This is a genomic window from Streptomyces sp. NPDC051561 (genome assembly GCF_044454195.1).
GTDB lineage: Bacteria > Actinomycetota > Actinomycetes > Streptomycetales > Streptomycetaceae > Streptomyces.
The window spans coordinates 184,125-207,454 of the sequence record NZ_JBITDM010000012.1 but is presented as its reverse complement, the minus strand read 5'-3'; the positions used below and the strand labels follow the sequence as shown (position 1 = coordinate 207,454).

The following is a 23,330-nucleotide window of genomic DNA, read 5'->3' as shown; positions in this document are numbered from 1 at the left end:
TGCTGTGCCTGGTGGTCACCTGGGGCGTGTATCTGCGGCGGCGCCAGGTGTGACAGCCGAGTGGGGGGGGGGGGGGGGGGGGGGGGGGGCCCCCCCCCCCCCCCCCCCCCCCCCCGGCCCTGTGTCCGTACGCCGATGGGCCGTCCGGCCCTTTGCGCCTGCGCGGTCAGGCCCTGCCCGCGAACTCCCTCGCCAGGTAGGGGGCGGTCCGGCTCTCCCGGGCCCCGGCGACCTCGCGCGGCGGGCCCGCCGCCACGATGCGGCCGCCCGCGTCGCCGCCGCCCGGCCCGAGATCGAGCACCCAGTCGGCGCCCGCGACCACGGCCATGTCGTGCTCGACGACCACCACGGTGTTGCCCGCGTCGACGAGACCGTGAAGTTGGCGCATCAGCACCTCGACATCGGCCGGGTGCAGCCCCGTCGTCGGCTCGTCCAGTACGTAGAGGGTGTGCCCGCGCCGGGTGGTGGCGCGCTGCAACTCCGTGGCGAGCTTGATCCGCTGGGCCTCGCCACCGGACAGTTCGGTCGCGGGCTGACCGAGCGTCGGGTAGCCGAGGCCCACGTCCAGCAGTGCGCGCAGGCTACGGGCCGCCGCGGGGGAGTCGGCGAAGAACTCCGCCGCCTTCTCCACCGTCAGGTCCAGCACCTGCGCGATGTTCAGTCCCTGATGCGTGACCTGGAGGGTCTCCGGGTTGTACCGCGCTCCGTGGCAGTCCGGGCACGGCGTGTACGTACTCGGCAGGAAGAGCAGCTCCACGGAGACGAACCCCTCGCCCTGGCAGGTCTCGCACCGCCCGCCCGCCACGTTGAAGGAGAACCGCCCGGCCTTGTACCCCCGGGCCCGGGCCTGGGGAGTCTGCGTGAACAGCTTGCGCACCACGTCGAACAGGCCTGTGTACGTGGCCAGATTGGAGCGCGGTGTGCGTCCGATCGGCTTCTGATCAACCGTCACGAGCCTTTGCACGCCCGGCAGTTCCTCCGATACGGAGGCGGCGAGTGTGGACTTGCCGGAACCGGAGACGCCGGTCACCGCGGTGAACGTGCCGAGCGGCAACTCGGCCTCCAGTGCGTGGAGGTTGTGCCGCGTGAGGGGGCCCAGCTTCAGCCACCCGGAGGGCTCGCGGACCTCTCGTACGGGCAGCGGAGAGTGGTCGAAGAGGTAGGGCCGGGTGGCCGACTCCGCCACCTCGGCGAGGCCGGCGGGCGGGCCGCTGTGCAGCACCCGGCCGCCGTGCACGCCCGCCGCCGGCCCCACGTCGACCAGCCAGTCCGCACGCCGTACGACGTCGAGGTGGTGCTCGACCACGAACACCGAGTTCCCCGTCGTCCTGAGCCTGTCCAGTACCACCAGGAGGGCCTCGGTGTCCGCTGGGTGCAGTCCGGCGGACGGCTCGTCCAGGACGTACACGACGCCGAACAGGCCCGACCTCAACTGGGTTGCCAGACGGAGCCGTTGAAGCTCCCCGCCGGAAAGGGTGGGGGTTGTGCGGTCCAGGCCCAGGTAGCCGAGGCCGAGTTCGGTGACGACCGCGATCCGGGCGCGCAGGTCCTCGGTCAGGACGCGGGCGGTCTCGGTGCCGTTCGCACCCGCGGCCAGGACGTCGTCCAGCCCGGAGAGCGGGAGCGCGGCCAGCTCCGCGATCGTACGGCCCGCGAAGGTGACCGCCAGGGATTCGGGCCGCAGCCTGCTGCCGCCGCACGCCGGGCACGGCTCACTCGTCAGGAACCGTTCGGCCTTCGCGCGCAGCGACTGGCTCTTGGTGTCGGCGAAGGTGTGCAGGACATAGTGCCGGGCGCTCATGTAGGTGCCCTGGTAAGGGCGTTGGATGCGGCCCGCGTCGCGCACCGGGTGCACGGTGACCACCGGCTGCTCGTCGGTGAACAGGATCCAGTCGCGGTCGGCCTGTGCCAGCTCCCGCCACGGCCGGTCCACGTCGTACCCGAGGGTGTCCAGGACGTCGCGCAGGTTCTTGCCCTGCCAGGCGCCCGGCCAGGCGGCGATCGCGCCCTCCCGGATCGACAGCGAAGGATCGGGGACCAGCAGTGCCTCGTCGGTGCGGTGGATCAGGCCGAGCCCGTGGCACGAGGGGCAGGCCCCGGCGGCCGTGTTCGGCGAGAAGGAGTCCGAGTCGAGGCGTTCGGCCCCTGGCGGGTAGCTGCCCGCCCGGGAGAACAGCATCCTGAGCGAGTTCGACAGGGTGGTGACCGTACCGACGGAGGACCGCGAGGACGGCGCCGACCTGCGCTGTTCCAGCGAGACGGCGGGCGGCAGCCCACTGATCTCGCCGACCTTCGGCGCACCCACCTGGTGGATCAGACGGCGGGCGTACGGGGCGACGGACTCGAAGTAGCGGCGCTGGGCCTCCGCGTAGACCGTGCCGAAGGCCAGCGACGACTTCCCGGAGCCGGAGACACCGGTGAAGACCACCAGGGAGTCGCGCGGAATGTCCACATCGACGTTACGGAGGTTGTGCTCGCGGGCGCCACGGACGCGGACGTACGGGTCGTGGGGGCTGTGCATGGGGACTCCGTACGGCGCGACGGTGGGGACGGGCGAAGGGACAAACAGTTCGATACTAGGCGGCGGGCCCCGGTCGGCCCACCTGAGCGGTCACGGTCCGCAGGGGTCCAGCTCAGGCTCGGGCGGCCCGCGGGGCGGGGGCCGTCCGCGCCGGGGTCCCTCCGTGGGCCGTAGCGTCCGGGGCCGTCCGCGACGGGGCCGTCCCGCCCGGAACCGCCCCGTCCGGTGTCGTCAGCCCCGCCAGCCCCGCCAGCCGGCGGAACGAGTCGCGCAGGCCCTCGCGGTCGTACGAGCTGGTGGTGATCAGCACCTCGTCCGCGCCGGTGGCGCCGATGACCTCCTCCAGGTCCGCCGCCACCTGGTCCGCGGTGCCGTGCAGGTGCCCCTGCAGGCCGCTCTCGTAGAAGCCGCGCTCCTTGTCCGTCATGCCGCCCGAGCCGCTGCCCGCCGCCGCGAGGCGTTCGATGCGGTCGGCGGGCAGGAGCGGCGGGAAGGTGCCGTGGGTGCGGGAGTACGCCATGGACCAGGCCTCCGGTACCAGCAGGCGGCGGGCCGCCTCTTCGGTGCCGGCCACCGCCACCGTCCCGGCGATCACCACATACGGCTCGGCCGCCCACACCGACGGCCGGAACCCGTCCCGGTAGCGCTCCACGGCGGCCAGCAGCTTCTCCCGGCCGCGCAGATCCCCGACCACCACCGGCAGCCCCGCCTCGGCGGCGATGGTGGCGCCCTCCCCGGTGGCCAGCACGAACGGCGGCACCCGCAGTCCCTCCGCCGGATATGCGTGGACCGGCCCGCCGCCGGTGAACCACGCCAGAAGTTCCGCGAGTTGACCGGCGAACCGGTCGGCGTCGTCCTTGTCCCGGCCCAGCGCCCTGCGCACCCCGTTGGTGAAGCCCACCGACCGGCCGAGCCCCATGTCGATCCGGCCGGGGAACAGCGCCTCCAGCACTCCGAACTGCTCCGCCACCACCAGCGACTGGTGATTGGGCAGCATCACCCCGCCCGTACCCACCCGGATGGTGGACGTCGCCGCGGCCACCGCGGCCGCCAGCACGGTCGGCGCGGAACCCGCCACTCCGGGCACGCTGTGGTGCTCGGAGACCCAGAAGCGGTGGTAGCCCAGCGCTTCGAGCTCCTGCGCCAGCGCCACCGAGTCGCGCAGCGCCTGTGGCCCCTCCTGCCCCTCGCGGGTGCGGGAACGGTCGAGTACCGAGAACCTGGTCCGCTTCATCACTGTGCTCACACAGGGTTCAACGCACACCCGGCGACAAGATTCCCGGACCGCGCGAGGGCCAGGTGGTCGGCGGACGTTCCGGCGCGAGCCGGGGGTTGCGGCACACACTCCCTAGGCTGGGCCCATGACCGACGACCGCAGACCCCTTGCCGTGTTCGACCTCGACGGCACCCTCGCCGACAGCTCCCACCGTCAGCACCTCCTGGAGCGCACGCCGCGCGACTGGGACGCCTTCTTCGCCGGGGCCCCGAAGGACCCGCCGCTCACCGAGGGCGTGGCCATGGTGCTGCGCAGCGCCGAGGAGTGCGAGGTCGTCTACCTCACCGGGCGGCCGGAGCGGTGCCGCCGCGACACCGTGGCCTGGCTCGCCGCGCAGGGGCTGCCCGAGGGGCGGCTTTGGATGCGCGGCGACAACGACCGGCGGCCGGCCAGGCTGACCAAGCTGGAGGTGCTCAGGAAGCTGGCGCGCGACGGTGAGGTGCGGGTGCTGGTCGACGACGACCCCAAGGTGTGCGAGGCCGCCCAGAAGGCCGGTTTCACCGTCGTACGGGCTCGCTGGGTCGCCTCCTCGCCCGCGATGAAGGACGCCCAGGAGCGCCAGGGGCGTACCTGATCCCGCCGTTACCGGAAGTTCTCCGTCCCAAGGTCCTGGACAACCCTTGACCCGCCGATTGGTTCATGCCAATTTCTTGATTCGTGAACCTAGTACAGAGACGCTCCATAGCTGTTTCCACCGCACTTGCCGCCTGTGGAGCCCTGCTCACCGGCTGCGGACTACTCCCCGGCTCCTCCTCCGCGGACGAGACCAAGACCGTCACGATCTGGCTGATGAAGGACAGTGCGTCCCGCGAGTTCATCAAGAGGTTCACGGAAGAGTTCGAGAAGGACAACAAGAACATCAAGCTGGACATCCAGATCCAGGCCTGGGCGGGCATCGGCCCCAAGGTCAACAAGGCCCTGGACAGCACCGATCCGCCGGACGTCATCGAGGTCGGCAACACCCATGTCGCCCAGTACGCCGAGCGCGGCGGCCTGGAGAACCTCACCCTGGAGGCGGTCCGCGACTTCGGCAGTGACGACTGGCTCCCCGGCCTGGCCGCCCCCGGCAGCATCGACAAGGCCCAGTACGGCATCCCCTGGTACGCCGCCAACCGTGTCGTCGTCTACCGCAAGGACCTCTTCGAGAAGGCGGGCATCAAGCAGCCGCCGCGCGACCGCACGGAGTGGCTGAACGCCACCAAGAGGGTCAACGCGGGCGGGAACCAGGGCATTTACCTGGCCGGGCAGGACTGGTACACGCTCGCCGGGTTCATCTGGGACGAGGGCGGCGAGCTCGCCACCGAGACGAACGGCAAGTGGTCCGGCACGCTGGACACCCCGAGGGCCCTGGCCGGGATGGCGTTCTACCAGGAGCTCCAGGAGCTCGGCGACGGCCCCAAGGACGCGGACGAGGAGAAGCCGCCGCAGGCGGGTCAGTTCGCGCAGGGTGACATCGCGCAGATCATCGCGACTCCCGGAACCGCGAAGCTCATCGAGGAGAAGAACCCTGAGATGCGCGGCAAGCTCGGGTTCTTTCCGCTGCCGGGCAAGAAGCGGGGTGCCCCGGGCTCGGTCTTCATCGGCGGCTCCGACCTGGTGGTCCCGCAGAACTCCGACCAGCGGCGGTCCGCGATCAAGGTGATCGAGGCGCTGTCCGGCGAGAAGTGGCAGGTCGAGCTCGCCCGCGCCATGAACTACGTCCCCAACAAGGTGTCACTGTCCTCCGCGGTCGGAAACGGTGACGAGGGCATGGTGGCGATGACGCAGGGTTCCTTCGCTGGACGGGCCACCCCCGCCTCGCCGAAGTGGGGCCAGGTCGAGGCGGACAACCCCATCAAGGCGTACATGACCGAGGTGCTGAACGGCGCCAACCCGAGGACGGCCGCCAAGAAGGCGTCGGACAGCATTTCCGCGACGCTCCAGCGGATCGGCAACGGCGAGGAGTAGAGGCTGCGGGCCTCACCCTCCGGCCCGGGGGGGCCACTCCTGCCCGTGCGGTGGCAGGAGTGGCGCGAACCCGGTGGCCGCGAGCGGCCCGGATCAACCCGGAGGACGTGGGCGCCCCAGCTCTACGCAGGGGTCGAGAGCGACAGTGCGAAGCGGCCCGTGTCGTCCGTCCACCAGTGGCTCAACTCCATCGCGGCCGCTGCGAGTTCGTTCCGTATCCCCTCCTCGCGGAACTTCGCGGAGACCTCGGTCCGTAGCTCCTCGCCCGCCTCGAAGGTCACCACGAGGTCCAGCTCCCGCACCTTCACCGTCAGGGCGCGGCGGGCCCGCAGCCGCATCTCTATCCACTCGTGGGCGGGGTCCCAGCGCGCGACATGGCTGAAGTCGTCCGGGTCGAAGTCCGCGTCGAGTTCACGGTTGAGCACGGACAGTACGTTCTTGTCGAAGGCGGCGGTCACCCCCGCCGCGTCGTCGTATGCCGCCACCAGCGTGCCTTGGTCCTTCACCAAATCCGTGCCCAGCAGCAGAGCGTCGCCGGGCTGCAACAGTGACCGTACGGACTTCAGGAACACGGCTCGCTCGTCCGGCAGCAGATTGCCGAGGGTCCCGCCGAGGAACGCCACGAGGCGCGGACCCGGAGTGCCGGGCAGTGCCAGACCGCGGGTGAAATCGGCGATCAGCGCGTGCACATTCAGCTCCGGACGTTCCGCGAGCAGCGCTTCCGCGGCGCCGGTCAGCGCACTCTCGCTCACATCCACCGGCAGGTAACTGTGCAGGTCGGGGAGGGTGTCGAGGAGGATACGGGTCTTCTCGGACGACCCCGAGCCCAGCTCGACCAGCGTCCGGGCCCCGGTGGCGGCCGCGATCTGCCCGGCCCGGGCGAGCAGGATCTCCCGCTCCGCGCGGGTCGGGTAGTACTCGGGCAGCCGGGTGATCTCCTCGAAGAGTTCGCTGCCGCGTGCGTCGTAGAACCATTTGGGCGGCAGCGACTTGGGGTCGCGGCCGAGTCCTTGCAGGACGTCGGTGCGCAGATCGGCACCGGTCGCGTCGAGGGGAAGAATGCGGGTGAGGCGGTACGGGCTCACGCGACGGGCTCCTTGAGAGGGGTCAGCAGGACATCGGTGCGGGTGGCGGCGAGCAGGGTGCGGTCGGGGACCTCGGCCCAGTGCGGGTCGTCGTCATAGGGCTCGGAGGCGACCACGGTGCGACGGCCCGGCTCCGCCAGGTACCAGAGGGTGTCGCCCCAGGCGGTCGCGGTGACCGTCTCACCGTCGGTGAGCAGCAGATTCAGTCGTGAGGCGGGCGCCGCGGCAGCCACCTGGAGGACGGTTTCGGCCAGTGCCTGCCCCATGTCGTCGCCGTCGCGCAGCCGGTGCAGCACGAGCGCCCAGACGAGCGCCGAGTCACACCGGGCCTCCAGGGCGAGCAGGTCGGCGGCGGGCAGGCCCGCGGCGAGCTGCGCCAGGGTGCCCGGCCAGCCACGCACGGCCCCGTTGTGGCTGAACAGCCAGGGGCCGGAGCCGAACGGGGCCGCTGCCGCCTCCCCGTCCGCCCCGGGCCTGGTGGCGTCCCGTACGGCGGCGAGCAGGGCTCCGGTACGGACGACCCGGGCGAGGTCGGCGAAGTTCGCGTCCGCCCACATCGGTCCGGTACGCCGGTACCGGCCGGGCACCGGATCCCCGTCGGCGTACCAGCCCACGCCGAACCCGTCCGCGTTGACCGTGCCGTACTTCTGCAACCGGGGCTCCCACGCCTGCCGGTACAGCCCGTACGCCGGAGTGACCACCACCTCGCCGAGCGTCGACTCGGGCCCGAGGTAAGCCAGATGACGGCACATCAGAGGTCACCCTCCGCCGCGTCGCGTGCCGTCCGGAACCCGGCGAAGATCTGCCGCCGCACCGGAAGGTCCCAGTTGCGGAACGTGCCCCGGCAGGCCACCGGGTCCACGGCGAAGGAGCCGCCGCGCAGCACCTTGTGCTCAGGACCGAAGAAGACTTCCGAGTACTCGCGGTAGGGGAACGCGGCGAACCCCGGATAGGGCAGGAAGTCGCTGGACGTCCACTCCCACACATCGCCGATCAACTGCCGTACACCCAAGGGAGACTGCCCCCTCGGATACGCACCCACCGGAGCCGGCCGCAGATGCCGCTGCCCCAGATTGGCGTGCTCCGGCGTCGGGTCCGCGTCGCCCCACGGGTAGCGCGTCGAGCGGCCCGACGCCGGGTCGAACCGGGCCGCCTTCTCCCACTCCGCCTCCGACGGCAGCCGCCGCCCCGCCCACCGGGCGTAAGCGTCGGCCTCGTACCAACTGACGTGCAGCACCGGCTCGTCGACCGCGACCGGCTCCGTCACCCCGAACCGCCTGCGCAGCCACTGGCCGCCCTCCCTGCGCCAGAAGAGCGGCGCCCTGAGGCCGTGTTCGCGGACCATGCGCCAGCCCGCCGGGTCCCACCAGCGGGAGTCGCGGTAGCCGCCGTCCTCGATGAAGTGGAGATACGCCCCGTTGGCGACCGGCGTGGTGTCGAGGAGGAACGGCGGGACGGTGACGGTGTGCGCGGGCCGCTCGTTGTCCAGAGCCCACGGCTCCACGGAAGTGCCCTGACTGAACGGGCCGCCGGGGACAAGGACTTCGGCCGCAATCGCGTCGGCGGTGACGGGTGCGGCGGGCGGCGGGGGAGCGGTCAGGGCGGTCGGGCCGTGCCGCAGCTGATGGGTGATCAGCATCGTCTCGTCGTGCTGCTGCTCGTGCTGGGCGACCATCCCGAAGGCGAACCCGGCGTCCAGCAGCGGCTCGCCGTGCAGCGGGGCCCGCTCCAGTACGTCCATGGCCCGGCCGCGCACCTCGGCGGCGTACGTCCGCGCCTCGGCCGGGGTGAGCAGCGGCAGCGTCGGCCGCTCCGCACGCGGGTGCTCGAAGGCGTCGTACACCTTGTCGATCTCCGGGCGCATCGGGTCCCGGCCGCCGACGACCCGCAGGAGCCACAGCTCCTCCTGGTTGCCGATGTGCGCCAGGTCCCAGACCAGTGGCGACATCAACGGGGAGTGCTGGGCGGTGAGTTCACCGTCCTCGACGCACGAGGTCAGCAGTGCGGTGCGCCACCGGGCGCGGGCCAGGGCCTCGACGGCGTGGCTGCGAAGCCCCTCGGAATCCACGTCCGGGGGCTGAGTGGTCTCGGTCATGCGGAAGGGTCCTCTCCGGGGCGCGGGGGGATGCCGGGGACGGGCGACGGGGCGGGCGCGGGCGGCCCGCCGAGGAGGTCGTCGGCGGGACTGCGGCCGGGGACGACGTACCGTTCGGTGAACGCGGCGACCGCCCGCTGCACCTCGTGGTCCGCGCCCAGCCGGGGCAGCGCCTCGCGCGCCGCCGCGAAGCAGGTCACGGCGGCGGCGTGCAGCTCCGGATCGGCGAGGCCGGTGCGCGCCGCGGACTCCCACAGCGGATTGCGGGGCGCCGGCTCGCCGCAGGCCAGCTCCGCGAGGGGCTTGACGGTGCGCCAGGCCAGCTCGGCGGCGGCCGGATCGTCGAACAGGGCGGCCGTCACCGCCACCGGCACCATCCACCCGTCCTGGCCGGGCTGTGCGTCGATCATCCGCAGCTCCAGATGGCCCTGCGGGCGTACCGGCGGAAACAGCGTCGTCAGGTGGTACTCCAGGTCGGCCCGGGTCGGCAGCCGGCCGAGCCGGGCACTTCCCCGGCACCACTCCCGGAACGACAGCCCCTCGGGTGCCTGACGCAGCACACCGCCCCTGTCTCGTACGCACAACACCGTTGCCTCCAAGGCCAGTTCGGCCCAGGCGGCCCGGGGTTCCGCGTCGGGTGGCGGGGCCTGGCTGCGGGCCCGCTCGATGCCCGCCCACAGGGCCTGCCGGTGCGAACGCCACCCGGTGTCGGCGCCGGCGGCGAGCGGCGAGTGGGCGAACGCGGCCACCAGTACCGCGCCGAGCAGATGTGCCAGCGCCCAGCGCCGGGCGAGACCGAGCGGCCCCGGCTCCTCGACCCCCGCGTCCAGGCACACCTGGATCGACGCGGAGGTGCACATCATGGCCAGCCCCGAGGGGCCGGTCCGCCCGAGATGGGCCTCCATGGCGTCGTACCGCGGTTCGCGCAGGAAGCGGCGGGGTGCCTGCCAGGGATCCTGACCGTACCCGGCGAGTTCGAGGCCCAGCGGGCGCAGCGCCCCGCGCAGCACGGCCAGGTCGGTGGAGACGGTGTGCAGGCAGTCGGTGAGGGAAGCGGCGGGCAGCGAGCTGAGCTCCAGCTGTCCGCCTGGTTCGACGGTGACCTTCGACCGCAGGGCCAGTGCCCTGGCCGCGGCGTGCGCGGCGGCGAGGCGGTCGGGCGGGACGGGGAGTTGAGGGTGGTGGACATCGTGGACGAGCCATTCGAGTTCGACCCCGAGAGAGCGGGGCGGGCCCGTCTTGAAGCAGATACATCGGAGCAGATCCTCCGCGTCCGACTCGGAGATCGGCGTTCCGCCGACCCTCGCGGTGTCCTGTGGCAAGGCTGAACCTCCTGTTCGGGACCGCGCCGGGGCGGGTCGTTCCCGGACCGCTCGGCCGGGGCACAGCAGACCACCTAAGCGGCAGCCCCCGCGCCGCACAAGGGTGCCTTTGAGCCGCGTCGGGAACACGGCCCGAAGCACCGCAGGCCCAAGCCCCGCCACCGGTAAAAGAGTTTGCGCGCGCATGGTGGTGAGGGTGAACATCTGCCCCGTGAGCGCACGACTACGCGGTATCGCGAAAGAGACCGAAGCATTCGTCCGGGACGGGCGGTACACCGCCCCCGACGGGCGGACGATCGCACTGGCCGACGCCCGCGACGCCGCCCTGGCCGGCACCCGGATGTACGGGCCGGGCCCGGTACCGGCCGCCCCCTCGGCAGACCGGGAGACCCGGATCGAGGTCACCCCCGAGAGCAGCACGGAAGCGGCCCGGCGGATGACCACGCAGAGCCCCGACCCGGTGGCGGTGCTCGTCTTCGCGTCCGCCCGCAACCCCGGCGGCGGCTACCTCAACGGCGCCCAGGCGCAGGAGGAAGCACTCTGCCGGGCCTCCGCGCTGTACGCCTGTCTGCTGCGGGTGCCGGACTTCTACGCCCATCACCGCGCGGACCGCGACGTGTTCTACACCGACCGGGTCATCCACGCCCCCGCCGTGCCCGTGTTCCGCGACGACCGTGGCGCCCTCCTGAACGCCCCGTACGCCGTCGGCTTCCTCACCTCGCCCGCCCCCAACACCGGTGTGATCCGGAAGAGTTCGCCCGAGGAGGCGCATCGGGTCCCCGACGTGCTCGCCGCCCGCGCCGAACGCGTCCTGGAGACCGCGGTGGCCTGCGGATACCGGCGAATGGTGCTCGGCGCCTGGGGGTGCGGGGTGTTCCGGAACGACCCGGCGACGGTGGCCGGGGCGTTCCGTCAGCACCTCACCGGGCGGGGCCGGTTCGCCGGACACTTCGACGAGGTGGTCTTCGCGATTCTCGACCGCACGGGCCACACGCTCGCCGCGTTCCGGGAGGCCTTCCGCACGGTTCCGGCGACCCCGGCGACGTACACCCGGCTATGACCAGCCGTACAACTCCCTGAGCCTTGCCACCACGTGACCGAACCGCTCAAGCTCCAGGGCGCACGCCTCACGCCTCATCCCCGCCTCGTGCACCCGCAGCACCCGGTCCAGGTCCACCCAGGACTCCCGGCCCGCACTGTCCCAGGGGCCCGACCCGATGGCCAGCCACTCCCGGTCGTGATCGTGCCGCTTGCTGGACAGCCGGACGGCGAGCAGCGTGCCGGCCTCCTCGCGGGCCACCACCAGCACCGGACGGTCCTTGCCGCGCCCGTCGTTCTCCTCGAACGGCACCCAGGTCCAGACGATTTCCCCCGGATCCGGGTCGCCGTCGTGCTCCGGCGCGTACTCGGTGCGGACCGGGCCGATGTCGCGCGGCTCCGTCTCGGTGGTCATGGTCGGGCCGGAACTGCCCGGCAGGTCCCTGTGGTCGTCGAGTTCAGTCGTCACACCGGCCAGCGTAGGGGGAGACGCCCGCCGCACCCGGCACCCCTCCGGTCGGCCCAGTCCGCGCGGCGCTCCGGCGCGGGTCGCCGCAGGCTCGGACCATGCGCCACACCAGCTTCCTCAGCGCCCTGACCGCCGCCGCACTCATAGCCGCGCCGGGCACCTCCCTCATCGCCGCACCGACCGCCGCCCACGCCGGCCGGGACAGCGTGAAACCCGCCCGCACCGTCTCCGCCTGGCTGCCCCACTGGGACCAGGACACCGGCTACCGGGACGCCCTCGCCCACGCGAGCCAACTGCACACCGTCAGCCCCTTCTGGTACGAACTCAAGGCCGACGACCGGGTCGACCGGCACGACGGCGCCGAACGCAAGGACATCGTCGACGGCCTCCACAGGGCCGGCCTCAAGGTCGTCCCCACCGTCAACGAAGCACTCCCCGCAGGCCGCCTCGCCGCCCTCGTCACCAGCCCCGCCCGGCGCGCCACGCACCTGCGCACCCTGCTGGCGGTCGCCGCACGCGGCGACTACGACGGGCTCGAACTCGACTACGAGTCCATCGCCCCCACCGGCGAAGCCACCTACCGGCAGGTCCGCGCCGGATACGCCGCCCTCGTCACCGACCTGTGCACGGCACTCCACCGCCGCTCACAGACCTGCGCCGTCGCGGTGTCGCCGCAGGCCGACGGCAGCGGCCGCATCTGGGACTACCCGGCACTCGGCCGGGCCGCGGACCGGGTCCGCATCATGGGTTACGACCTGCACTGGCGCGGCGGCGGGGCGGGCCCCCTGTCCACCCCCGACTGGTACGACCGCACCCTCGCCCACGCCACCCGCCTGATCCCGCCCGCGAAGATCGAGATGGCTCTGCCGGGATACGGGTGGGACTGGGCGCCCGGCACCCCGACCCGGCACGTCACCTGGAAGGAGGCCGAGGCGCTGCGCAAGCGCAAGGGACGCCCGTACGCCTTCGACAAGAAGGCGGGCTCGCCCCACTTCACGTACCGCGAAGGCCGCACCACGCGCACCGTCTGGTACCAGGACGCCCGCGGCGTCGCCGCCCATCTGCCCGCCCTGCGCAAGCACGGGGTGACCGGAACGGGGCTGTGGGCACTGGGCTTCGAGGACCCGGCGATGTGGGACGTGCTGGCCCGCGGCTGACCGCGGAAGGCATCGTTCCACCCGCACCGCACAACCCGGCGGCCGGACCCCCGAGCAGGGGTCCGGCCGCCGGGACCATGCGTGTTCCGAGCCTGATAGACGCCCGGATCACGCATGGATCAGGGATTAGATCCAGCCATCCAGCGACGCCATGAAACCGTCGAGGTCGTCGCGCTGGATCGTGTGGCCCGCGCCCTTGACCGTGCGGACCTCGAAGCCGCGCTCGCGCAGCAGCGCGGCCCGCTCCTCGTTGATGAGCATGCTCGGGTCGGCCAGCTGGACCAGCGACGGAACGACCGGCTTCTGGGGCAGCAGGTCCTGACCGGCCAGCGGGGACAGGCCGAGCGCCGAGGTCTCGTCCCAGAGCGCGAGGGTCGCCACCTCGATGTCGACGTCCGCGGCGTCCCAGCGCGGGTTCAGCGCCGCGATCTGCTCCCGTGGGAAGGCCTTGAACTGGGCGAAGACCTCCGGACCGAAGCCCTCCGGCAGCTCCAGGTGCCACGCCGGGTCGGAGTACACCGCGCGCTGCGGACGCAGCCGGTCCACGGCGAGCGAGAGCGTCAGACCGCCGAGCGAGTGCCCGATCGCCAGCTCCGCGCCGGCCGGCAAGGTCTCCACCAGGTCGTCGGCGTAGCTCTCCAGGGTGTATTCGCCGCGCTCGCTGAGGCCGTGGCCGCGAAGGTCGACGGCGATAACGCGGTAGCCCTTGTCGGCCAGTGCGGGGCCGACGGTCCGCCAGGCGCGGTGGTCGGCCATGATGCCGTGGATCAGGAGGGCGATGCGGTCGCCTTCGCCCCAGGTGTGGGTGTTCAGCTGCACGACGGTGCCTTTCCGGGTGGTGCGAACGGTGGCCTCGTGGGCCGTGGGTGCCGGACCCGACCTTGTGGGGCCGGGCCCGGCGGGTCAAGTGCGCCCGCGGCTCAGCGGACGGTGCGGATCGGCCGGACCGCGAGCGCCCCGAGTACCGAGAGGACCGCGGCCGCCAGGAAGAGTGCGGTGTACCCGCCACTCAGCTGGACGATGAGGCCGGCGACGAACGGGGCTGCGATCTGCGGACCCGCGTTGGCGACGTTGAGGATGCCCATGTCGCGGGCGGCGTCCTCGGACTTGGGCAACACCATCGTCACCAGGGCGGTGTCCACGGCCATGTAGCAGCCGAAGCCCAGGCCGTTGACGGCGCCGAAGAGCAGCATCGCGGTCCAGCTGGTGGACGCGGCCGGGAAGACCATGGCGAGCGCGGCCAGCAGCGCCGAGACGCCGACGAACAGCTTGCGGCGGTTGTACTTGTCCGAGAGCCAGCCGCCCAGAACGGTCGAGACCACCGAGGCGGCAGAGTTGACCATGGTGAGGATCGCGGCGGCGGCCTCCGGCTTGAGACCGGCGGGCAGCTTGGTGTGGTCCTGAAGGATGTACAACTGGAAGCCGAGGACCGCGAAGTAACCGAGGACCAGCAGCGCGCGGCCGATGAAGGCCCATCGGAAGTCGTGGTTGGCCAGCGCGCTCGCGAAGGACTTGAACTGCTCCTTGAGCGGCAGCGGAGCCTTGCCGGGGCGGCGCTCCTCCTTGGCGCAGGTGGTGAACAGCACCGCGGTGGCGGCCACCAGCGCACCGAACACCAGGTAGCCGGTGCGGTAGCTGTCCGAGAAGGCGGCGCCGACCAGCGCGCCGATGGTCGAACCGATCGGAATGCCGAGCCCGACGGCCGCGGAGGCCTTGCCGCGCGAGGCGAGCGGGATGCGGTCCGGGACCACCGAGGTGAGGGCCGCCTGGTAGAAGTTCATCGCGGCCTGGCCGAGACACCAGATGATCGTCACCAGCAGGACGGTGTTGACGCTGCCCAGCAGTGCCATCACCACCAGCGCGCCGATGCCGCCGCCGAGGATCCACGGGTTGCGCCGTCCGGAGCGGTCGGACAGCGCGCCGGCTATCGGGTTGAACAGCGTCGCGAAGATCGCGGAGACACCGGAGACGATGGTCATGTTGCTGACCTTGTTCGCCGGGTCGATGTTGGCGACCTGAAGCGCCAGTACGAAACCGGGAACACCGATGTACAGGGCGTACATAACGGTGTTGCCGACGAGCAGCAGCGGAAGCAGCCCACGGGTGGGGCCGGGCGCCTGGGCGGAGTCGGTAGCGGCGGTGGAGCCTGCCGTGCCGGGGGAGGAAAGGGCCACGCTGCCCTCCAGTGTCAGTAAGGAGACCAATGGGATGAGGGGAGAGCTCTGGCCCGGAATCCTGTGAAGGGGTTTTGGGGCGGGAGCTCCGAAAGCTAAGGTGACACGTGTCAGTGACCCGTGTAAACGCTTTGTAGCACCGAAATCCGGCCAACCGCTAGACCCTGTGACCCACTCGTCTGGAAAGATGCCGAACGCGATGAGCCAGACACCGAAGAAGTCAGCCGAACAACCCGTCCCCACCAGCACCGATGTGGCACGCCTGGCCGGAGTTTCGCGCGCCACCGTGTCGTACGTCCTGAACAACACCTCGGCGGTGCGGATCAGTGAGCCCACCCGCCGCCGCGTCCGCGAGGCGGCCGAGGAGCTCGGCTATGTACCGCACGCGGCCGCGCGCAGCCTGCGCGCGGGCCATACGCGCATGGTCCTGCTGCCCACGGCGCACATCCCCGTCGGCCCGCTCTACGGCAAGTTCTTCAACGAACTGCACTGGGCGCTGCGCAATCTCGACTACACCGTCGTCCAGTACGGCAGCCTCGGCCTCACCGGCGACGAGGCGGCCCGCGCCTGGGCCGAACTGCGCCCGGTCGCCGTGGTCTCGCTCGGCGAGATCACCCTGAACGCCCGCGGCGTCGAGCTGCTGAAGCGCTCCGGTGCCAAGGCGGTCATCACCATGGGCCCGCAGCGCGTCGAGGGCGCCCACTCGCTGGTCATGGACCAGCGGGAGGTCGGCATCGCCGCCGCCGGGCACCTCCTGGAACGCGGCTACCGCCGGATCGGCGCGATCGTCCCCGAGGAACCGGGCCTGGACCTCTTCGCCAAGCCCCGCCTGGCCGGGCTGCGCAAGGCCGCGGCCGGCACGGAGGCGACCGTCGAACCGCTGGGCATGCGGTACGACGAGGAGTCGGCCGCCACCCTGGCTGCGCGCTGGCGGGAGCTGGGCCTGGACGCGGTGTTCGCGTACAACGACGAGTACGCGCAGCTCCTCATGCGGGCCCTCCAGGACGCCGGAATCGACGTACCCGGCGAGACCGCCGTCATGGGCGCCGACGACCTGCTGATGGGCAAGCTGCTGCGCCCGAGCCTCAGCACGGTGCACATGGAGCTCACCCCCGGCCAGCACCTCGCCGACCTGGTCGACAGGCTCGTGCAGAACCCGGAGCAGGCCTCGATGGAGAACCACGACCTCATGGGCGCGCACGCGGTGGGGCGGGAGTCGAGCTGAGAGCTTGAGCCGGGCTGGAGGGCTGGAGGGGGCGTTGCCGGCAGGGGTCCCGGTTCGGCAGGGCCCCGGTGCGGCGTCCCGGCGGCCGTTGACAGCCGACGGGACGCGGAACAGACTCGGGCGCGGGTGATCAAGGGCGATCACAGGCGGTCGTCCGGACGGAGACGCGGGTACGGGCGCAGGTGGCCGACCCCGCCCCAACGCCCGCCACCCCAAGGAGAGTTCCGATGCCCACCAGCATCCGCGACGTGTACGTCGTCGACGCCGTCCGTACCCCGATCGGCAAGTTCGGGGGTGCGCTCTCGGGCGTACGTCCCGACGACCTCGCCGCACATGTGGTGCGGTCACTGGTCGGCCGCAGCCCGGACCTCGACCCCGCGCTGATCGACGATGTGTACTTCGGTGATGCCAACGGGGCCGGCGAGGACAACCGGGACGTGGCGCGGATGGCGGTGCTGCTCGCCGGACTGCCGGTGACCGTGCCCGGGGTGACGGTGAACAGGCTCTGCGGGTCCGGCCTGGAAGCCGTGGTGCAGGCGGCGCGCGCGATCGCCGTGGGGGACGCCTCGGTGGCGATCGCGGGCGGAGTGGAGTCGATGTCCCGGGCCCCGTACGTCCTGCAGAAGCCCGAGCGGGCCTTCCCCGCCGGGCACCAGCAGATGTACTCCACGACGCTTGGCTGGCGGATGACCAACCCGGCGATGCCCGCCGAGTGGACCGTCTCGCTCGGCGAGGGCGCCGAACTCGTCGCCGACAAGCACAGGATCGGCCGCGAGGAGCAGGACGCCTTCGCCCTCGCCAGCCACCACAAGGCGGCCGCCGCCTGGGCCGAGGGGCTCTACGACGGCGAGGTGGTGCCGTACGACGGGGTGGCGCTGCTGCGCGACGAGTGCATCCGGGAGGCCTCGACGCCCGAGACCCTGGCCAAGCTGAAGCCGGTGTTCCGTCCGGACGGCACGGTCACCGCGGGCAACTCCTCGCCGCTCAACGACGGGGCGGCGGCCCTGCTGCTCGTCGACGAGACGGGGCTGCGGGCCACCGGCCGCGAACCGCTGGCCCGGATCCGTACCTCCGCCGTCACCGGCACCGAGCCGCAGCTCTTCGGGCTCGGTCCGGTGGAGGCCGTCCACCGGGCGCTGGCGAAGGCCGGACGCGTCTTCGCCGACCTCACCACCTTCGAGCTGAACGAGGCGTTCGCCGCCCAGTCGCTGGGCTGCCTCGCCGAGTGGCCCGGCCTGGACCCCGCGGTGGTCAACCCGCGCGGCGGGGCGCTCGCGCTCGGCCACCCGCTGGGCGCCTCCGGGGCGCGCCTGGCGGGTTCGGTCGCCCACCAGCTGGCGGCGGCGGGCTCGGGCACCGGGCTGGCCGCGCTGTGCATCGGGGTGGGGCAGGGGATCGCGGTGGTCCTGGAGCGCTGAGCGTCCGTGCGGGGGCGCGGGGGCGGGGACACAGGCCCACGCGACGTAATCCGCGACGTAACCGCTGACGGAAAAAGACGTCACCACGGAAAGAAAAACCGGTGGGCGCCGCCTCGAACGAGGTGGCGCCCACCGGGCAGTGCGGGGGTGGAGGCGAGTCAGCCGGCTTCCTGCTGGTCGCCCGCCGCCTCCGGCTGAGCCTTCTCGATCGACTTGCGGACCTCGTCCATGTCCAGGTTGCGGGCCTGGCCGATGACGTCCTCAAGGGCCGCTTCGGGCAGCGCGCCGGGCTGCGCGAACACCGCGACGTTCTCCCGGACGATCATCAGGGTCGGGATCGACTGGATCTCGAACGCGGCGGCCAGCTCCTGCTGGGCCTCGGTGTCCACCTTGGCGAAGACCAGGTCCGAGTGACGGTCGGAAGCGCCCTCGTAGACCGGCGCGAACTGACGGCACGGGCCGCACCACTCCGCCCAGAAGTCGATCAGGACGAAGTCATTGTCGGTGACGACCGAATCGAAATTCTCTTTGGTCAGCTCGACAGTGGCCATTTTGTGCTCCTCTTCCGTCATTCCGGACGATTCCGTCACCGCACAACGATGCACGGAGCCGCCCTATTCCGAGGATGCGCCTTCCCCTGTGGTCGCGTCGCACACCACCCGACAGACTGGGTTTCATGACAGCTGACGAAGGAACCGAAGTGTCCGGCGAGAACCTCGTGTACGACGTGGTGGTACTGGGCGCGGGCCCGGTCGGGGAGAACGTCGCGGACCGGGCCAGGGCGGCCGGGCTGAGCGTGGCGGTCGTCGAGTCGGAGCTGATCGGCGGCGAGTGCTCCTACTGGGCGTGCATGCCCAGCAAGGCGCTGCTGCGGCCGGTCACCGCACGGGCCGACGCGCGCAGGGTGCCGGGGCTCAGCCAGGCGGTGCAGGGCCCGCTGGACGTGCCCGCGGTCCTCGCCCACCGCGACTACTACACCTCGAACTGGCAGGACGACGGCCAGGTCGGCTGGCTGGAGTCGATCGATGTGGCGATCCACCGGGGCCACGGCCGCCTGGACGGCCCCCGCAAGGTCACCGTGGAAGCCCCCGACGGCACCCGCACCACCCTCACCGCACGCCACGCCGTCGCCGTGTGCACGGGCACCGGGGCGGTCGTCCCCGACCTGCCAGGCGTCGCCGACGCCAAGCCCTGGACCAGCCGCGAGGCCACCAGCGCCAAGGCCGCGCCCGGCCGCCTGGTGGTCGTGGGCGGGGGAGTGGTCGGCGTGGAGATGGCGACCGCCTGGCAGGCCCTCGGCTCGCAGGTCACCGTCCTGGTACGGGGCGAGGGGCTGCTGCCGCGCATGGAGCCCTTCGCGGGCGAGCACGTGACCGAGGCCCTTGAGGAGGCGGGAGCGACGGTACGTACCGGAGTGTCGGTGTCCGCCGTCGAGCGGGACGGCGCCACCCTGACCGTCACCCTGGAGGGCGGCGGCACGATCGAGGCCGACGAGATCCTCTTCGCGGTGGGCCGCGCCCCCAGGACCGACGACATCGGCCTGGAGACCGTCGGGCTCAAGTCCGGGTCCTGGCTGGACGTGGACGACAGCTGCCGGGTCACCGACTCGGACTGGCTCTACGCCGTCGGCGACGTCAACCACCGCGCCCTGCTCACCCACCAGGGCAAGTACCAGGCCCGCATCGCGGGGAACGCGATCGGCGCCCGCGCCCTCGGCAAGCCCGTCGACGACGCCCCCTGGGGCGAGCACGCCGCCACCGCGGACCACCACTCCGTCCCCCAGGTCGTCTTCAGCGACCCCGAGGCGGGCTCGGTCGGCCTCACCCTCGCGGAGGCCGAGGCCACCGGACGGCGGGTGCGTGCGGTCGACCACGACCTGGCGTCGGTCGCCGGGTCGGGCCTCTACGCCCACGGCTACAAGGGACACGCCCGGATGGTCGTCGACCTCGACACCGAGACCCTCCTCGGCGTCACCTTCGTGGGCCCCGCCGTCAGTGAACTGGTGCACTCGGCGACGGTCGCGGTGGTCGGCCAGGTGCCGCTGTCACGCCTGTGGCACGCGGTCCCCTCGTACCCCACGATCAGCGAGATCTGGCTGCGGCTGCTGGAAACGTACAGGTCATGACGGTGCGCGGGCGGACCGGCCGAACGTGCGAATGAAGCTCGCCTTGGGGTCCACTTAAGAAAACCTCGATGGACGCGGCCCGCCGGGATCGGCAGATTGGAGGCCACAAGCGATCACCATGGCAGCAGTCGCCGTGGGCAGGCGCGCCCCCGTACGTCCTCGATCCTGGAGCCACAGCCATGAGAGCACTCGTCAAGCACAAGGCCGAGCCGGGGCTGTGGCTCATGGACGTGCCGGAGCCGGAGACCGGCCCCGGGGACGTACTGATCAAGGTGCTGCGTACCGGCATCTGCGGCACCGACCTGCACATCCGCAACTGGGACGGCTGGGCGCAGCAGGCCGTCACCACGCCCCGGGTGCTCGGCCACGAGTTCGTCGGCGAGGTCGCGCACATCGGCGGCGACGTCCAGGACATCAAGGTCGGCGACATCGTCAGCGGTGAGGGCCACCTGGTGTGCGGCAAGTGCCGCAACTGTCTGGCCGGCCGCCGTCACCTCTGCCGCGCCACCGTCGGTCTCGGTGTCGGCGTCGATGGTGCCTTCGCCGAGTACGTCGCGCTGCCCGCCTCCAACGTGTGGGTCCACCGCACCAAGGTCGACCTCGATGTCGCGGCGATCTTCGACCCGTTCGGCAACGCCGTGCACACCGCGCTGTCGTTCCCGCTGGTCGGTGAGGACGTGCTGATCACCGGCGCGGGCCCGATCGGCATCATGGCGGCCGCCGTCGCCAAGCACGCCGGCGCCCGCAGCGTCGTCATCACCGACGTCAGCGAGCCCCGCCTGGAACTGGCCCGCAAGGTCGGCGCCACCCTCGCCGTCAATGTCGCGCAGTCCTCCATCGCCGAGGCCCAGCAGAAGATGGGCCTCAAGGAGGGCTTCGACATCGGCCTGGAAATGTCCGGCCGCCCCGAGGCCATGCGCGACATGGTCGCCAACATGACGCACGGTGGCCGCATCGCCATGCTGGGCCTGCCCGCGGAGGAGTTCGCGGTCGACTGGTCGAAAATCGTCACCTCGATGATCACCGTCAAGGGCATCTACGGCCGGGAGATGTTCGAGACCTGGTACGCGATGACCGTCCTGATCGAGGCCGGACTCGACCTGAGCCCCGTCATCACGGGCTCCTACGGCTACCAGGACTTCGAGGCGGCCTTCGACGAGGCCGCCACCGCCCGCAGCGGCAAGATCATCCTCGACTGGACAGTCTGACCAAGCCTCGTCCGCCCGTCCCCTCGACCGCATCTTCCGCAAGGAGCCCCTCATGTACGCGTCCGTCCGCGACGAACTCCGCGCCACCCTCGAAGAGATCCGCGAGGCCGGTCTCTTCAAGCCCGAGCGTGTGATCAGCAGCCCGCAGAACGCCACCGTCGGCGTCACCACCGACGGAACGCCCGCCGAGGTCCTCAACTTCTGCGCCAACAACTACCTCGGCCTGGCCGACCACCCCGAGGTCGTCACCGCCGCCAAGGAAGCCCTGGACCGCTGGGGCTACGGCATGGCCTCGGTCCGCTTCATCTGCGGCACCCAGGACGTCCACAAGGAGCTGGAGGCGCGGCTGTCGACGTTCCTCGGCCAGGAGGACACGATCCTCTACTCCTCCTGCTTCGACGCCAACGGCGGCGTCTTCGAGACGCTGCTCGGCCCCGAGGACGCGGTCATCTCCGACGCCCTCAACCACGCCAGCATCATCGACGGCATCCGCCTCTCCAAGGCAGCCCGCCACCGCTACGCCAACCGCGACATGGCCGAGCTTGAGGCCAAGCTCAAGGAGACCGCCGGCTCGCGCCGCCGTCTGATCGTCACCGACGGCGTCTTCTCCATGGACGGTTACGTCGCCCCGCTCCAGGAGATCTGCGACCTCGCCGACCGCTACGACGCCATGGTCATGGTCGACGACTCGCACGCGGTGGGCTTCGTCGGCGAAGGCGGCCGCGGCACCCCCGAGCTGCACGGCGTGATGGACCGCGTCGACATCATCACCGGCACCCTCGGCAAGGCCCTCGGCGGTGCCTCGGGCGGCTACGTCGCCGCCCGCGCCGAGATCGTCGCCCTGCTGCGCCAGCGCTCGCGCCCGTACCTCTTCTCCAACTCCCTCGCCCCGGTCATCGCCGCCGCCTCCCTCAAGGTCCTCGACCTGCTGGAGTCGGCCGGTGACCTGCGTGAGAAGCTGCGCGCCAACACCGAGCTGTTCCGTACGAAGATGACCGAGGCGGGCTTCGACATCCTGCCCGGCGACCACGCCATCGCCCCCGTCATGATCGGCGACGCCGCCGAGGCCGGCCGGATGGCCGAGCTGCTCCTGGAGCGCGGCGTCTACGTCATCGGCTTCTCCTACCCGGTGGTCCCGATGGGCAAGGCCCGCATCCGCGTGCAGCTCTCCGCCGCGCACTCCACCGCCGATGTCGAGAGGGCGATTGCGGCGTTCGTCGACGCACGGGCGACACTGGCTGGGTGATCGACCCCAGACGGCTCCGCATTCTGAGGGCCGTGGCGGACCACCGTACGGTGACCGCCGCGGCCCATGTGCTGTATCTGACCCCCTCCGCCGTGTCCCAGCAGCTCAACGCCCTGGAGCAGGAGACCGGCCATGCCCTGCTCATCCGCAGCGGCAAGGGGGTCGAACTGACCGCGGCGGGCGAGATCCTGCTCGCCCACACCCACGCCGTCCTGGCCCAGCTGGAGCGTGCCGAGGCCGAGCTCGCGGACTACGCGGGCGGGGTGGCCGGTGAGGTCACGGTCGCCTCCTTCGCCACCGGGATCGCCGAGGTCGTCGCCCCCGCCGTGGGCCGCCTGGCGGGCGAGCACCCGGGCATCCGGATGCGGGTGTGGGACGCGGAGGGGGACGAGAGCCTGCCGCTGGTGCTGGGCGGCAAGGCGGATGTGGCGGTCGCCGTGGAGTACCGGGGCGCACCCCGCGAGGACGACCTGCGGCTCGCCCGGGTACCCCTGTACGCCGAGCCCTTCGACGCCGTACTGCCCGCGGGCCACCCCCTGTGCGAGGACCCGCACGTGGCGCTCGCCGGGCTCGCCGACAGCGACTGGATCGGCCCCTACCCGGGCAACCCCTGCCACGACATGGTCCTCCTCGCCTGCGAACTCGCGGGCTTCGAGCCCCGCCTCCAGCACTCCTCCGACGACTTCCACGCCGTGGTCGCCCTCGCCGGAGCGGGGGCGGGGGTGGCGCTGGTGCCGCGTTCCGCGCTGCGCGGGATGGAGCTGAAGGGCACCGTCGTACGACCGGTGACGGGTCATGCGGCGACCCGGCGGGTCTTCGCCGCGGTACGTCGCGGAGCCGAGCAGCATCCGCTGATCCGGCCGGTGCTGGACGCACTGGTCAGCTCGGCGGGCGAACTCCCTACGGGTGGTCTCGGGGGAAGTGTTTGACCCCAAGTCCGGTTGAGGTCATAGCGTGCTCAATGCTCCCCGGGCCCCCTGGCCGACGGGATTTCGAGCGTCGGACCAGTCTCCCGGAGGCACCC

20 protein-coding genes are annotated in these 23,330 nt (G+C 71.8%); 10 read left to right on the top strand and 10 right to left on the bottom strand.

Going from position 1 to position 23,330, the window contains the following annotated elements; all coding sequences use genetic code 11:
- Window positions 1–166: 166 nt before the first annotated feature.
- Window positions 167–2,521 (bottom strand): ATP-binding cassette domain-containing protein, encoded by a 2,355-nt coding sequence (locus ACIA73_RS25630; RefSeq protein WP_399441029.1) that lies wholly within the window; start codon window positions 2,519–2,521, stop codon window positions 167–169.
- Between the two features lie 112 nt (window positions 2,522–2,633).
- On the bottom strand, window positions 2,634–3,755 hold the full coding sequence (locus ACIA73_RS25625; RefSeq protein WP_399441028.1) for an MsnO8 family LLM class oxidoreductase: 1,122 nt from the start codon (window positions 3,753–3,755) through the stop codon (window positions 2,634–2,636).
- A gap of 127 nt (window positions 3,756–3,882) precedes the next feature.
- On the opposite strand from ACIA73_RS25625, the gene ACIA73_RS25620 reads away from it, so the two are divergent.
- Both ACIA73_RS25620 and ACIA73_RS25615 read left to right on the top strand, forming a co-directional pair.
- Window positions 3,883–4,371, top strand: a complete 489-nt coding sequence (locus tag ACIA73_RS25620; RefSeq protein WP_399441027.1) for a hypothetical protein — start codon at window positions 3,883–3,885, stop codon at window positions 4,369–4,371.
- Window positions 4,372–4,454: 83 nt separating this feature from the next.
- A complete protein-coding gene (locus ACIA73_RS25615; protein ID WP_399441026.1) occupies window positions 4,455–5,744 on the top strand; it encodes an extracellular solute-binding protein in 1,290 nt (429 codons plus the stop codon).
- A 122-nt stretch (window positions 5,745–5,866) separates the two neighbouring features.
- Here ACIA73_RS25615 and egtD read toward each other — a convergent pair whose 3' ends face one another.
- The 4 genes from egtD to egtA are packed head-to-tail and all read right to left on the bottom strand — an operon-like array spanning window position 5,867 to window position 10,246.
- Window positions 5,867–6,829: an L-histidine N(alpha)-methyltransferase gene (gene egtD / locus ACIA73_RS25610; protein ID WP_399441025.1), complete on the bottom strand. Its 963-nt coding sequence runs from the start codon at window positions 6,827–6,829 to the stop codon at window positions 5,867–5,869.
- Window positions 6,826–7,581, bottom strand: coding sequence for an ergothioneine biosynthesis protein EgtC (gene egtC, locus ACIA73_RS25605; protein ID WP_399441024.1), 756 nt, complete (start codon window positions 7,579–7,581; stop codon window positions 6,826–6,828). Before egtC ends, egtD begins: the two co-directional genes overlap by 4 nt.
- Window positions 7,581–8,924 carry an ergothioneine biosynthesis protein EgtB gene (gene egtB / locus ACIA73_RS25600; RefSeq protein ID WP_399441023.1) on the bottom strand — a complete coding sequence of 448 codons (1,344 nt, stop codon included), beginning with the start codon at window positions 8,922–8,924 and terminating at the stop codon, window positions 7,581–7,583. The genes egtC and egtB overlap by 1 nt, the downstream gene beginning before the upstream one ends.
- Window positions 8,921–10,246 (bottom strand): ergothioneine biosynthesis glutamate--cysteine ligase EgtA, encoded by a 1,326-nt coding sequence (egtA, locus tag ACIA73_RS25595; protein ID WP_399441022.1) that lies wholly within the window; start codon window positions 10,244–10,246, stop codon window positions 8,921–8,923. Before egtA ends, egtB begins: the two co-directional genes overlap by 4 nt.
- 211 nt (window positions 10,247–10,457) lie before the next feature.
- On the opposite strand from egtA, the gene ACIA73_RS25590 reads away from it, so the two are divergent.
- On the top strand, window positions 10,458–11,306 hold the full coding sequence (locus tag ACIA73_RS25590) for a TIGR02452 family protein (protein ID WP_399441021.1): 849 nt from the start codon (window positions 10,458–10,460) through the stop codon (window positions 11,304–11,306).
- Here the strand turns inward: ACIA73_RS25590 and ACIA73_RS25585 are convergent.
- A complete protein-coding gene (locus tag ACIA73_RS25585) occupies window positions 11,301–11,699 on the bottom strand; it encodes a type II toxin-antitoxin system PemK/MazF family toxin (RefSeq protein ID WP_399441095.1) in 399 nt (132 codons plus the stop codon). The genes ACIA73_RS25590 and ACIA73_RS25585 overlap by 6 nt on opposite strands.
- A gap of 152 nt (window positions 11,700–11,851) precedes the next feature.
- Between ACIA73_RS25585 and ACIA73_RS25580 the strand changes: the two genes are divergently transcribed.
- Window positions 11,852–12,910: a glycosyl hydrolase family 18 protein gene (locus tag ACIA73_RS25580; RefSeq protein WP_399441019.1), complete on the top strand. Its 1,059-nt coding sequence runs from the start codon at window positions 11,852–11,854 to the stop codon at window positions 12,908–12,910.
- Between the two features lie 126 nt (window positions 12,911–13,036).
- Here the strand turns inward: ACIA73_RS25580 and ACIA73_RS25575 are convergent, their stop codons facing one another.
- Both ACIA73_RS25575 and ACIA73_RS25570 read right to left on the bottom strand, forming a co-directional pair.
- A complete protein-coding gene (locus ACIA73_RS25575) occupies window positions 13,037–13,729 on the bottom strand; it encodes an alpha/beta fold hydrolase (protein WP_399441018.1) in 693 nt (230 codons plus the stop codon).
- Between the two features lie 101 nt (window positions 13,730–13,830).
- Window positions 13,831–15,084, bottom strand: coding sequence for an MFS transporter (locus ACIA73_RS25570; RefSeq protein ID WP_399441017.1), 1,254 nt, complete (start codon window positions 15,082–15,084; stop codon window positions 13,831–13,833).
- Between the two features lie 199 nt (window positions 15,085–15,283).
- Between ACIA73_RS25570 and ACIA73_RS25565 the strand changes: the two genes are divergently transcribed.
- A complete protein-coding gene (locus tag ACIA73_RS25565) occupies window positions 15,284–16,309 on the top strand; it encodes a LacI family DNA-binding transcriptional regulator (protein WP_399441016.1) in 1,026 nt (341 codons plus the stop codon).
- 227 nt (window positions 16,310–16,536) lie between these two features.
- Complete coding sequence (locus tag ACIA73_RS25560; protein WP_399441015.1) at window positions 16,537–17,727, top strand: thiolase family protein; 1,191 nt, start codon at window positions 16,537–16,539, stop codon at window positions 17,725–17,727.
- Window positions 17,728–17,885: 158 nt separating this feature from the next.
- Here the strand turns inward: ACIA73_RS25560 and trxA are convergent, their stop codons facing one another.
- Window positions 17,886–18,278, bottom strand: coding sequence for a thioredoxin (trxA, locus tag ACIA73_RS25555; protein WP_399441014.1), 393 nt, complete (start codon window positions 18,276–18,278; stop codon window positions 17,886–17,888).
- Window positions 18,279–18,403: 125 nt separating this feature from the next.
- Between trxA and ACIA73_RS25550 the strand changes: the two genes are divergently transcribed.
- The 4 genes from ACIA73_RS25550 (at window position 18,404) to ACIA73_RS25535 (ending at window position 23,235) form a co-directional block, all read left to right on the top strand.
- On the top strand, window positions 18,404–19,852 hold the full coding sequence (locus tag ACIA73_RS25550) for a dihydrolipoyl dehydrogenase family protein (protein WP_399441013.1): 1,449 nt from the start codon (window positions 18,404–18,406) through the stop codon (window positions 19,850–19,852).
- A 179-nt stretch (window positions 19,853–20,031) separates the two neighbouring features.
- Complete coding sequence (gene tdh, locus ACIA73_RS25545; RefSeq protein ID WP_399441012.1) at window positions 20,032–21,060, top strand: L-threonine 3-dehydrogenase; 1,029 nt, start codon at window positions 20,032–20,034, stop codon at window positions 21,058–21,060.
- 52 nt (window positions 21,061–21,112) lie between these two features.
- A complete protein-coding gene (locus tag ACIA73_RS25540) occupies window positions 21,113–22,306 on the top strand; it encodes a glycine C-acetyltransferase (protein WP_399441011.1) in 1,194 nt (397 codons plus the stop codon).
- A complete protein-coding gene (locus ACIA73_RS25535) occupies window positions 22,303–23,235 on the top strand; it encodes a LysR family transcriptional regulator (RefSeq protein WP_399441010.1) in 933 nt (310 codons plus the stop codon). Before ACIA73_RS25540 ends, ACIA73_RS25535 begins: the two co-directional genes overlap by 4 nt.
- Window positions 23,236–23,330 lie beyond the last annotated feature (95 nt).